At 60.7% G+C, this 12950-nt stretch carries 6 protein-coding genes; all 6 read left to right on the forward strand.

Features of this window, described 5'->3' with window-relative positions; translation table 11 throughout:
* Positions 1-21 precede the first annotated feature (21 nt).
* A complete protein-coding gene (locus tag BLP82_RS10860; RefSeq protein ID WP_162488974.1) occupies positions 22-1092 on the forward strand; it encodes a flagellar basal body P-ring protein FlgI in 1071 nt (356 codons plus the stop codon).
* A gap of 10 nt (positions 1093-1102) precedes the next feature.
* Positions 1103-2407: a flagellar assembly peptidoglycan hydrolase FlgJ gene (flgJ, locus tag BLP82_RS10865; RefSeq protein WP_092167414.1), complete on the forward strand. Its 1305-nt coding sequence runs from the start codon at positions 1103-1105 to the stop codon at positions 2405-2407.
* A 10-nt stretch (positions 2408-2417) separates the two neighbouring features.
* Entirely contained in the window at positions 2418-4484 is a 2067-nt protein-coding gene (gene flgK / locus BLP82_RS10870) for a flagellar hook-associated protein FlgK (RefSeq protein ID WP_092167416.1), read from the forward strand.
* A gap of 13 nt (positions 4485-4497) precedes the next feature.
* A complete protein-coding gene (locus BLP82_RS10875; RefSeq protein WP_092167418.1) occupies positions 4498-6063 on the forward strand; it encodes a flagellar hook-associated protein 3 in 1566 nt (521 codons plus the stop codon).
* Between the two features lie 110 nt (positions 6064-6173).
* Positions 6174-9755: a glycosyltransferase gene (locus tag BLP82_RS10880; protein WP_092167602.1), complete on the forward strand. Its 3582-nt coding sequence runs from the start codon at positions 6174-6176 to the stop codon at positions 9753-9755.
* Between the two features lie 64 nt (positions 9756-9819).
* On the forward strand, positions 9820-12714 hold the full coding sequence (locus BLP82_RS10885) for a TIGR00180 family glycosyltransferase (protein WP_092167420.1): 2895 nt from the start codon (positions 9820-9822) through the stop codon (positions 12712-12714).
* Positions 12715-12950: the final 236 nt, after the last annotated feature.

The raw sequence follows: 12950 nt of genomic DNA on the forward strand, positions 1-12950 counted from the left end.
CTGTTGATCGGTGCTCTAGTGATGTCCGCAGCCTTTACCGCTCAGGCCGAGCGTTTGAAGGACATCGCCAGCATTTCCGGTGTGCGCTCCAACCAGTTGATCGGCTACGGCCTGGTCGTGGGCCTGAACGGCACCGGCGACCAGACCACCCAGACCCCGTTCACCCTGCAGACCTTCAATAACATGCTGTCGCAGTTCGGCATCAAGGTGCCGGCCGGCTCTGGCAACGTGCAGTTGAAGAACGTTGCAGCGGTGTCGGTCAGTGCCGATCTGCCGGCGTTCGCCAAGCCCGGTCAACAAGTGGATATCACCGTTTCGTCCATCGGTAACTCCAAGAGCCTGCGTGGCGGTACGTTGCTGCTGACGCCGCTCAAGGGTATCGACGGCAACGTCTACGCCATCGCCCAGGGCAACCTGGTGGTGGGCGGTTTCGATGCCGAGGGACGCGACGGTTCGAAGATCACCGTCAACGTTCCGTCGGCCGGTCGCATTCCCGGAGGTGCGTCGGTGGAACGGGCGGTGCCGAGCGGTTTCAACCAGGGCAACAGTCTGACGCTGAACCTCAACCGTTCCGACTTCACCACCGCCAAGCGCATCGTCGACAAGATCAACGACATGCTCGGCCCAGGTGTGGCCCAGGCCATCGATGGTGGGTCGATCCGTGTCACCGCGCCGCTGGATCCGAGCCAGCGAGTCGACTATCTGTCGATCCTGGAGAACCTCGAGGTTGATCCGGGCCAGGCGGTGGCGAAAGTCATCATCAATTCGCGTACCGGCACCATCGTCATCGGCCAGAACGTCAAGGTTTCCCCAGCCGCCGTGACCCACGGCAGCCTGACCGTGACCATCACCGAAGACCCGATCGTCAGCCAGCCGGGGCCATTGTCCAACGGTCAGACTGCCGTGGTCCCGCGTTCGCGGGTCAATGCCGAGCAGGAAGCCAAGCCGATGTTCAAGTTCGGCCCGGGCACGACCCTGGATGAAATCGTCCGGGCGGTGAACCAGGTCGGCGCGGCGCCGGGCGACTTGATGGCCATTCTCGAAGCCTTGAAACAGGCCGGCGCGTTGCAAGCCGACCTGATCGTGATTTGAGGGGCGAGTCATGGATATGCGCAAGGGCGCTTTGATCAGCGGGGATTCGGGTTCCTACTCGGACCTGAATCGCCTGAACCAGCTCAAGGTCGGCGACAAGAACAGCGACGGCAACCTGCGTAAAGTGGCGCAGGAATTCGAGTCGCTGTTTCTCGGTGAAATGCTCAAGTCCATGCGTTCGGCCACCGAGGCCTTGGGCAAGGACAACCCGATGAACACGCCGGAAGCCAAGCAATACCAGGAAATGTACGACCAGCAATTGGCCGTTTCCATGTCCCGCGAAGGCGGCGGTATCGGCCTGGCCGATGTGCTGCTGCGCCAGATGTCGAAGAACAAGCCACTGGCGCCCGGTGAGGCGGCGACGTTGTCGGCGGCCAAGCAGCAAGAGGCCCTGGACAAGGTCGCCAAGGCGCCGGTCCCGACGCCAGTGGCGGCGGGGACCTTGCCCACCGACGGTCCGTTGTCGCGTACCAATGGCCAGCGTCCGTTGTGGGCTTCGCGGGCCGTGAGTGCGCCGCAAGGCGCCGAGGGCGTCCACCGCAACGACATGGAATTGCTCAATCAGCGTCGCCTGGCCCTTCCGCCAAAACTGGCCGACCGCCTGCTCGCCGGGCTGGTGCCTTCGGCCTCGGCCAATGCCGATGTCCCTGCGCAGAACCTGCTGCCGGATCGCGCCATCGCCGCCATCAAGCCGACCACCGGCGAACTGGCCAATGGCGACTGGCTGGCCGCGCTCAAGGCTTCCGAGCCGAAAGGGGACATGCAGGTCTATGGTCGCGCCGTGGCCCAGCCACCGCTGGCACCGGCGCGCAAGGCCTTCCGCGATGCCGATGAGTTCGTCAACGCCATGCTGCCAATGGCCAAGGAAGCTGCCGACCGCATCGGTGTCGACCCTCGTTACCTGGTGGCCCAGGCTGCCCTGGAAACCGGTTGGGGCAAGTCGGTGATGCGCCAGCCCGATGGCAGCAGCAGCCATAACCTGTTCGGCATCAAGGCCAGCGCCAACTGGAAGGGCGATTCGGCACGGGCGATCACCAGCGAATTCCGCGATGGCGCGATGGTCAAGGAGACGGCCGAGTTCCGTTCCTACGCCTCGTACCGCGACAGTTTCCATGACTTGGTCAACCTGCTGCAAAGCAACAGCCGCTATCAAGATGTGCTGAAGTCGGCCGATAACCCCGAACAGTTTGTACGCGAATTGCAGAAGGCCGGTTACGCCACCGACCCGCACTACGCCAGCAAGATTTCGAACATAGCCCGGCAGATGACGAGTTACCAAAACTACGCTTCTGCAGGCGCCACCACGACTTTATAAGGTCTGAACCATGAGTTTGCTCAATATAGGGATGTCGGGTCTGTCAGCAAGCCAGACTGCGTTGGTGACCACGGGTAACAACATTGCCAACGTCGATACCGCTGGGTATTCGCGTCAGCAGACCGTGCAGACCACCAAGGCCTCGAACCAGTACGGCAACGTGTTCATTGGTTCCGGCACGACCCTGGCCGATGTGCGCCGGGTGTATAACGCCTTCCTTGAAGCACAACTGAAAACCACCACGTCGCTCAACAGTGACGCGGCGGCCTACCAAGGGCAGATCACGCCGCTCGACTCCCTGCTGTCGGACAGCGGCACCGGCCTCAACGGCGCACTGACCAAGTTTTTTGCCTCGGTGCAGAACGTCAACGCCAAGCCGGGTGATGATGCATCCCGGCAGTTGCTGCTCAGCGATGCCCAGGCCTTGAGCAACCGTTTCAATTCGATTTCCAACCAGTTGACGGAGCAGAGCCAGAACATCAATGGCAACCTGTCGAACATGGTCGACCAGGTCAATAACCTGGCGGCCACCGTTGCGCAGTTGAACAAGAAAATTTCCGAAGTCTCCAACGCCGGTGGCGCCCCCAACGACCTGCTCGATGCCCGCAGCGAAACCATTCGCCAACTGTCGACCTTCACCGGCACACAGGTTGTCGAGAACGGCAGCAGCCTGGACATCTACCTGGGTTCCGGTCAGCCGTTGGTAATGGGCAACATCGTCAATACCCTGGAAGCGGTGCCGGACAAGAACGATCCGGGGCGCATGGGCATCCAGCTCAACAGCGGTTCCAGCTCCATGGACCTGACGTCGGTGCTCACCGGCGGCGAGATCGGCGGCCTGATGCGTTACCGCAGTACCGTGCTCGACCCGGCCATGAACGAGCTGGGGCGCGTGGCTCTGGTGGTCGCCGACCAGATGAACAGTGTCCAGGCCTCGGGCATCGACATGAACGGGGCCTTCGGCTCCAACTTGTTCACTAACATCAACAGCGCCACGCAGATCAGCCAGCGCAGCGTTGCGTCGTTGAACAACAGCGCCGGCTCCGGCAACTTCAACATCGCCATCAAAGACTCCGGCAAACTGACCACCAACGACTACAAGGTGACGTTCACCAGCGGCACGGACTACACCGTCCAGCGCCTGCCGGACGGCACCTCGATGGGCGCGTTCAACACCGCGACCACGCCACCTCCGGTGATCGACGGTTTTTCGATGACGTTCGCCAACGGCACCGCCGTCGCCGGCGACTCGTTCAAGCTCACGCCGACCCGCAACGCGGCGACCAACATCAAGACCGAGATGACCGACTCCAAGCGGCTGGCGATTGCCGCGCCGTTGGGCGCCGCCATCGTGCCGGGGGGCAGCGGCACACTGACCATCCCGGCCAGCGGCCAGCCGAGCATGACCACCAAGCTGGACATCTACGACGCAGCCACCACGACCATCATCCAGAACGGCATCAAGAACTCCATGCCGGTCAAGGTGGTGTTCGGCGCGACGTCCGCCGATGGCACCAGCCAGGCTTATCAATTGCTCGATGCCAAAGGTGTCCAGATCAGCAATGGCACGATCAAGCCCGGCGAAAGCAACACCTTGAGCCTGAGTGTTCCGCTCAAGGACGCCAGTGGCAACCCGATCATGGATTCGTCTGTGCCGCCGGTTCAACGCACCGTCACGTTCGACATGTCCATTGCCGGTGCTCCATCCAACGGCGCCTCGATCAATGTCAGCCTCAGCCAGGCCGGTAGCCTGGACAACCGTAACGGTACTGTCCTGGCCGGTTTGCAGACCGCCAAGACCGTAGACACCGGTTCGGCCAGCAAGGGTATTTCCCTGAACGATGCCTACGGCAAGCTGGTGGAAGGCGTCGGCGCCAAGGCCGCCCAGGGCAAGCTCGACAGCGCCGCCACTGGGGCGATCCTGGACAATGCCAAGACCGCCCGCGATTCGCTGTCGGGTGTGGACCTGGATGAAGAAACCGGCAACCTGGTCAAGTTCCAGCAGTACTACACCGCGTCTTCGCAGATCATCAAGGCGGCGCAGCAAATCTTCAGCACATTGATCAACAGCCTTTAAGGAGCCGTAGCCCATGCGCATTTCTACCTCTCAGTTCTACGAAAGCACGGCTGCGAACTACCAGAAAAACTTCGCCAAGGTGGTCAAGACCAGCGAGGAAGCCAGCAGCCTGGTGCGCGTGAACACCGCCGCGGACGATCCGGTGGGCGCCTCGCGCTTGCTGCAACTGGGCAACCAGGCTTCGATGCTTTCCCAATACGAAACCAACGTCACCACCATCAAGGCGACCCTGGGCACGACCGAAGCGGTCATGACCAGCATCGGCAACGTGCTGCAGCGCGCCAAGGAATTGGCCGTCAGTGCCGGTAACGCCGCCTACACCGACGCGGACCGTAAAGCGGTTGCCTCGGAATTGGGGTCGATCGAAGATCAGTTGCTGAGCCTGATGAACACCAAGGATGAAAACGGCAAATACATCTTCTCCGGTTCCAAGGGCGATGTCGTACCGTTCACCCGCAACGGCGATGGCACCTACAGCTACAACGGCGACCAGGTGACCCTGGATCTGCCGATTGGCGACACCATGTCGATGGCCACCAACAGCACCGGCTGGGAAGTGTTCCAACAGGCTGTCAACACCAGTCGCACCCAAGTCACCATGACTGCGCCGGCGGTGGATGATGGTCGCGTGGTACTGACCAACGGCCAAGTGTCGTCCAGCGTGACCTACAACAGCCAGTTCCGCAGTGGCGAGCCGTACACAGTGGAATTCGTCAGCGGCACCCAATTGAAAATCACCGACTCGGGTGGCAACGATGTGACCGCCGAAGCCAGCAAGGGCGGGGTCATCGAGCCTAGTAACCAGATCGGGCAGACGGTGAGCTTTCGCGGTGTCGACTTGACCTTGAACGTCAACCTTCAAGCAGGCGATGTTGCAGGCACGGTCTTGCCCGGCCATACCTTCACCCTGGCTGCCAAACCCGATTCGTTCACCCCGGCCCGCAGCCCGGGCAACACCACCGCGACCCAGATCACCGGTAGCGCAATCACTGATCCGACGGCCTACCACGCCAGCTTTCCGACGGGGGCGGCGGTGCTGAAGTTCACCAGCGCCACGGATTTCGACCTGTACGCCGCGCCACTGACCGCCGACAGCAAACCGGTGTCCAGCGGTACCCTGGCGGGCAACGTCGCCACCGCTTCCGGCGTGAGTTTCACCCTCAATGGTGCCCCGGCCGCCAACGATCAGTTCAGCATCGCGGTCAATACCCACGAGACGCAGAACATCCTGGACACCGTGAACCAGTTGCGGACTGCTTTGAGCACGCCGGCCGATGGCGACAACATCGCCATCCAGAAACTGAATGCGTCACTGGCTTCGGCGATCGGCAACCTGGCCAGCGGCACTGACCACTTGACCAGTGCATTGAGTTCGGTCGGTGGTCGTGGCCAGTCGCTCGATACCCAGAGCGATACCAATCAGAGCTTTGTCCTCGCCAACTCGCAGACCCAGTCGGCGATTCGTGATTCCGACCCGGCCGAAGTGATGACGCGCTTGACCTTGCAGCAGACGATGCTGCAGGCGTCGCAGTTGGCGTTCAGCAAGATCGCGCAATTGGGGTTGTTCAACAAAATGTGATCCAGGACAGGGACCGTGACGCTATAAGCGGTCCCTGACCCGTTCCTCTATACGATTCAGGACGTCCTGCTCTCGCCTGAGTTGACGCCCAACGGTTGAGAGCCATGCGTGTGAAATCAGCTCCTCTTGTCAGCATTGCCATCCCCGCGTACCACCCACGCTTTTTCCGCCTCGCCTTGCAAAGCGCGCTCGAGCAGACCTACGAGAACCTGGAGATTGTCATCTGCGACGACTGCCGCACCGATGCAATCGAGCAGATTGTCCAGGAAGTTGGCATGGGCTCCACTGTTACGGTGCGTTACCTGCGCAACCCGATCCGGCTGGGGTTCCAGCAGAATCTGTTGCGCTGCCTTGAAGAGTCCCGGGGCGAGTTCATCAAGTTCCTGTGCGATGACGACCAGTTGCTGGCGTTCTGCGTCAGCCAACAGGCGGCCATCTTGCAGGAGCATGCGCAAGTATCGCTGGTGATCAACAAGCATCATTTAATCGATGCCGACAACTATGCCTTGCCGGTCCGCGTTGAAAATACGGGCATTACGCAGTTCGATGCGTTGTTCAACGGCAACGACATGCTGGCGTATTTTGAAAAGACCACCCGTAATATTCTCGGTGGTTTGAGTGGCGCATTGATGCGTCGCACAGATGTCGACGCCCTGCTGCCAGCGTTGGCGCGGCCCGGCGAAGGCTTCGAGGCTGTCCTCGATTTTGCCTTGTTCATCTGCCTGTTGCGCCGGGGCAATCTGGTCCAGCTTTATGCCGAGGGAAGCGGCCAGCGGTTGCACCCCGAGCGCCTCGAGCGTCAGCACAAGATGGTTGAGGCGGCCACGGTAGAGCTGACCTGGCTCAAGGAAATGCTGGCTCAGCGCAGTGGCGAGCCGGCGCCAGCCAGTGGCTGGGTGCGTTACCAGTCGCTGGGGCAGCCCAAGGAGCCAGGGGCGCCCGTGTGGGAAGAAATCAACGTCTATTCAGTCATTGCGACTCGCCAGGGCGTCATCGGCTCGCAAGTCGGCACGGACATCGAAAGCTACGCAGACCTCTATGCACAGTGGCTGACATGTCGACGTTTCAGTCCATTGCGCAAGCAAGTCTTGTCCCGGCAGATTGCCCGCTGGGCCTATCGACCGATGATCGTTCCCGTCATCATCGATGAGCAAGATGATCCTTATGCGCTGGGTATTACCCTGCAGAGTATCGCTACCCAAGCCTATGCCTGCGAATCGGTGCTGTTGCTGTCCAATGGGCGCCAGGCCGTGGACAACCATGTCCTGCGCCTTGGCCTGCAAGCGGACTGGGCGCAGCAGCTCAATGGGCTGTTGCCTCAACTGGACGGCGCCGACTGGTTCTACCTGCTGCGTGCCGGCGATCGCTTGACGGAGTCTGCGCTGCTGATCATGGCCGATCGGATTGTCAGCTCGCCGGCTGCTGCCTGTCTCTACAGCGATGAAGGTGCGCTGGTGGATGACAAGTCGGTGGAGCCGATCTTCAAACCTGACTTCAATCTCGACCTGATGCGCGCTTATCCCTATGTTGGTCGGACACTGGCTTTCGAGCGTGCCCGATTCCTGGCCTCGGGTGGATTCGATTCGAGCCTGGGCGAGCTGGCACCCCATGACTTGATCTGGCGGCTGGTGGAAACGGACGGGCCACAGGTCGTTGGGCATATTCCTGAAGTCCAGGTCGAGTCGACGTTTTCGTTTGCCCAATGGCTGTCGTTGCCGGAAGTCATCGAGCAAAACGCCCGGCTGATCGAAGCTCATCTACAGCGTATCGGCGTGCCTTACCGGCTTCACCCAGGACCGCTACTGGCGTTGGTCCCGCGCATCGAATACCTGTTCGCCGAGCGCCCCCTGGTGTCGATCGTCATCAGCGTCAAGGATGACCTGGGCGCGCTGGAGCGTTGCGTCAACAGCCTGATCAGCACGACTGCGTACCCGCATTACGAAATCATCATTGTCGATAACGCCAGTGAAAACGCCGAGCTGCAGCATTGGCTGCGGGCCATGGCCGAGCTGGGCAGTGAAAAGTTGCGAATATTCCTGCACCCGGAAAGCAGCAGCGAAGCAGTGATCCGCAACTTCGCCGCGCAGCATGCCCGCGGTGAATACCTGTTGTTGCTCAACCCCAATTGCATCGTGCTGGAAGCCGCCTGGCTGGATGAGTTGCTCAATCATGGACAACGTCCCGAGGTCGGTATCGTGGGGCCTCGTACACTCAACCAGCAAGGCCGGGTCATCGACGCCGGCATGATCATGGGGCTGGGTGGGTTGGCGGGCAGGGCCTTCGTCAACGAATCGGTCATGTCTGGCGGCTATATGCAACGCTTGCAGACGGTACAGAACTGGAGCGCTGTCGGCGATCACTGCCTGTTGGTGCGCAAGCAGGTTCTGGAGGAGGCCGGTGGGTTCGATGAGTCGATCACAACACAGCGCATCAACGCTCTGGAGCTATGTCAGCAGGTCGGAAAAGACGGCTACCTGATCGTCACCACGCCTTACAGTGATGTCGTGCTGGTGTCCGGCGTGGAAGCCAGTCGCGATCCTTCGTGGAAGCAGCGGCTGGAGCTCGAACAAGAGGCGTTCTATCAGCGCTGGTTGCCCAGGATTGCCAACGATCCTGCCTACAACCGTAACCTGACCCTGGTCGGCAAAAGCTTCTGCCTCGAGCCCGGACCACGCACCGGCTGGAATCCATTGATCACCCGCAACGTTCCTTCGATCCTGGGGCTGGCGGTCAATACCTCGGCGGTGGGGCATTACCGCGTCAGCCAACCGTTATTCGAACTGGAAGCGGCTGGGCGAGTCGTGGGGCGTGTTGCCTACGATACGCCCTCGATCATCGACATCGAGCGCCAGTCACCGGATGTGATCATCCTTCAGGGTCGCTACAACGTGGGTAAGTTCAAGGACATCACTCAAGTCAAGACTTACTCCAACGCCATGCGCATCTACGAATTGGATGACTACATCGCCAGGGTCCCGGAAAAAAACGAACACCGCCGCAATATGCCGGACAATCTCGAGGACTTGCTACGCCAGGGGATCGGCCTGTGTGATCGGGTGGTAGTGTCCACTCATCCGTTGGCGGATGCTTTGTCGAGCATGCATCACGATATCCGCGTGGTACCGAACATGCTGGCTGCCGGCCTGTGGAACCAGCTCAGAAGCCAGCGTGCAACCTCCAGCAAGCCGCGTATCGGCTGGGGCGGCGGCACCAGCCACCGTGGCGACCTGGAGCTTATTGCCGATGTCGTTCGGGAATTGGCCGACGAAGTCGAATGGGTGTTCTTTGGCATGTGCCCCGATTTGCTCAAGCCTTATATCCATGAGTTTCATCCGGGCGTGAGCCTGGCGGCTTATCCGGCGAAGCTGGCCAGCCTGAACCTCGACCTGGCCTTGGCGCCGTTGGAGTTCCATATCTTCAACGACTGCAAGAGCAACCTTCGCCTGCTGGAATACGGTGCGTGCGGCTATCCGGTCATTTGTTCGGATACCGAGGCTTACCGGGGGCACCTGCCTTGTACCCGGGTCCTCACCAACAGCACCGAAGAATGGCTGGAGGCAATCCGTATGCACCTGGCGGATCCGATTGCCAGCTACCGGATGGGCGACGAATTACGTGAAGTGGTGCTGCGCGACTTTATCTTGCGCGGCGATAACCTGCAGTACTGGGCCAATGGTTGGCTACCGGATTGAGAGTTTCAACTCACGAAACTCCCGGTGTCGCTGATGCGGTCACCCCACTTGTTAAGGAATGAATATGCAAAGCAATGTCCCAACAGGATCGACTGCGCCGTTGAATGAACGGTTTACCCTGGTGCTACTCGCTCACGACCAGTCGACTGCCCTGCGGCGGGCGTTGCGCCATTACCGCGACAGTTCGTTCGCCGTACTGGCGATCGACTCGTCGAGCCTGGTCGACGCTGATATCAAGGCAGCGTTCCCCGGCGTGCAATACCTGCACGCGCCCACGGCCATTGGTTTCGGCGACAAGGTTCGCCAGGCCGTCGAGCGCGTCGCCACGCCTTACCTGGCGATAGCCGAAGCCGAGAGTTTCCTGCTGCCGCCGGCGCTGGAACAGGCGTTGAATTTCCTGGAAGCGCACGCTGACTACAGTGCCTGCCAAGGCTACAGCCTGGCGTTCGAGGCCCATGCCGATCGTGTCGACTATTACTTGCTCGATCGCAAGGGCTGTGAGGATTATTCCGGCCCATCGGCCGAAGCCCGGCTGGCCGTTTTTGCCGAGGATTGCCCGTCCCTGGTGAATGCCCTCACGCGCACTGAAACCCTGCGGCGCAGTTACGCTGCGTTGCCTGCCGGTTTTGATTCGCGGTTGCAGGAGGCCGGTCATTGCTATGGGGTGGTGGCGGATGCCAGGGTTCGCTTGCTGGACATTCCTTATGGCCTGCATGAACGTAGCCGCGTGGCGAAGCCACAGAGCCAGGTTGCCACGGCGCCAGGCTCCGTGGACTTGCGTGCGGTCGCTGAACAGGAGCGTTTTGCCACGGCCCTGGCCGGTGCCTTCGGTACGGATACCTCGGTGCGGGACTATGCCAAGGCCATCGTCAAGAAACTGGACGAGCGTTCAGTGCCACAGACCAGGAAGCTGTTCGAGTCGATCTGGGATTCGCGGCGTGGCGAGCCGGTCCGTCGTTTCGAACCGACGCAATACGTTGAGATGCCGTTCTATAACCAGGCTTTTTTCGACGTGCTCACTTCGCTGGAATTCCTGCTGCATGCGGCGCCAAGCGGGCAGGTGCAGTTGAAAGAGCTGGAAGCCGTCATGCTCAGGCAGAAGGAGCTCTCCCGCCCCCAGCGCAACACCAGCGCCGAGCCGCTTGATGAACAGCTGGCGAGGGCTTTCCTGAGTTATGCGTTCAACCAGGATCTGGTGAAGCAACTGCTGGAGGTCATGCAGGCCAAAGGTGACAAGCGCTACGTGCAAATGCTCCAAACCTGGGACCAACGGCTCAAGGCGGCGGCGTTTGAAAATACCGCGAGGCTGTTCGACGTCACACGCTCCGGTCAATTGCTGCGCTGGCTCGAGGCGCGTGAACCGAGTGCCAGTGAAGCCCGGAAAGTGTCCCAATACCTGGCCGCTCGCAACGGTGGCCCGACGTTTGGCATTTTGATCCTGGACCTGGACGCCGACATCTTCAAGATGCAGGCAACCTTCGACAGCGTGATCAATGGCTATTGCCGGGCGTTCAAAATTGTCGTGTTCACCACCGGTGAGCTGCCGAGCGAGACTACACCGCAGAACGTCCTGCATTTCGTCAAAGTCAACGAAAGCAATTACATCGACAAAATCAATCAGGTTGTCAGCCAGAGCGATTGCGATTGGATGGTCATGGCCGAGGCCGGCGATGAATTGACGCCCGGCGGGCTGTTCCGCGCGGGTGTGGAATTGCTGGCCGCGCCGCATTGCCAGGCCGTGGCAATGGACGAGCTCCAGCGCCAGCCTGACGGAACCCTGGCCGATGTTTTCCGGCCAGGGTTCAACCTTGACTTGCTGCAAAGCGCTCCGGCGTTGATGGCCCGTCATTGGCTGGTACGCCGGGAGACGTTGGTGAAACTCGGCGGTTATTCGCGCGAGTTCAAGAACGCGATGGAGTTCGACCTGCTGCTGCGTCTTATCGAGCAGGACGGCCTGGAGGGGCTTGCCCATCTGGATGAGCCTCTGCTGATTTGCCAGGCGCCTCCAGTGGAAGACAACGCCGATGAACGCAAGACATTGCTGCGTCATCTGGCGGTTCGCGGTTATCAGGCCGATGTGAGCGCGGTCGTGCCGGGCACGCATAAAATCGACTACCGCTTTGCCGAGCGCCCCATGGTGTCGATCATTGTCCACGGTGCCTGCGACCTGACGACCCGACAACGCTGCCTGCTCAGCGTCCTGCAGCGCACGCGATATCAGCGCTACGAGGTATTGCTCTGCGCCGCCGCGGCAGACAATGCTGTGCTGCGTACCTGGCTCCAGGGGCAGGGGCACCAGGCAAGTCGTGTTCGCTTGTTGGATATCGAACCAGGCACGGCGACGGGCGCATTGATCAACGCTGCCAGCCAGGAGGCCAAGGGCGACTATCTGGTGACGCTGGCGGCAGACGGTGAAGTGGTCAACGTCAACTGGATCGAATCGCTGCTCAACCAGGCCTTGCGTCCGGAAGTCGGCGTGGTCGGTGCCAAGCTGGTCGAGCGCGACGGACGTATCACCCAGGCGGGCCTGATTCTGGGCTTGAACGACGAAGTCGGCTCGGCATTCGTGGGCGAGCCGAAGACTGCCAGAGGCTACATGAACAGGTTGGTCGTCGAGCAGAACTGTTCGGCGGTGTCGTTTGCCTGCCTGATGATTTCCAAGCAGCTGTTCGAAGCGGCTGACGGCATAGGCAGCGATTTGTTCGACGATGCCTTGGGTGATGTGGACCTGTGCCTCAGGGTCGGCCAGGCCGGTTACCTGACGGTATGGACGCCGCATGTGCAGGTTATCCAGTCCGGCGTGCTGGCGAGTACGCCACAGGCGTGTGCGGCGCTGCGTGAGAAGTGGTCCGGGGTGTTCGCTCAGGATCGGTTCTATAACGGTAACCTGGCGCTGCAAGGCGCTGGTTTCGCCCTGGGGCCGGTGCGCAACGTACCCTGGACCGACTTGCTGGCATAACCCCGCCTTTCGAGGCGAGCCATCGACGCAGGCAGGTAAAACCTGCCGGCGCTCTCGCCCAATTGCACCGCCATCCTCAAGATTTCTGTCCAGCACCCAATACCGTCGTGGGAAATGACACGGCTTCGTTTGTCATGAAAAAATGCCCCTTCAGGACAAAACAGCGTGACGCATAGGTCATAAAGTGCATCTTCACTGTATTGTATTCCCCGGAGTGGAGGCCTGTTCGTTCGCCT

It is taken from the genome of Pseudomonas sp. NFACC37-1, from assembly GCF_900101575.1.
Classification (GTDB): Bacteria; Pseudomonadota; Gammaproteobacteria; order Pseudomonadales; family Pseudomonadaceae; genus Aquipseudomonas; species Aquipseudomonas fluorescens_AA.

Bases quoted from the DNA above. Each gene is read 5' to 3' on its own strand.
- BLP82_RS10860 (WP_162488974.1), top strand. From the start codon at position 22: ATGTCCGCAGCCTTTACCGCTCAGGCCGAGCGTTTGAAGGACATCGCC.
- flgJ (WP_092167414.1), top strand. From the start codon at position 1,103: ATGGATATGCGCAAGGGCGCTTTGATCAGCGGGGATTCGGGTTCCTAC.
- flgK (WP_092167416.1), top strand. From the start codon at position 2,418: ATGAGTTTGCTCAATATAGGGATGTCGGGTCTGTCAGCAAGCCAGACT.
- BLP82_RS10875 (WP_092167418.1), top strand. From the start codon at position 4,498: ATGCGCATTTCTACCTCTCAGTTCTACGAAAGCACGGCTGCGAACTAC.
- BLP82_RS10885 (WP_092167420.1), top strand. From the start codon at position 9,820: ATGCAAAGCAATGTCCCAACAGGATCGACTGCGCCGTTGAATGAACGG.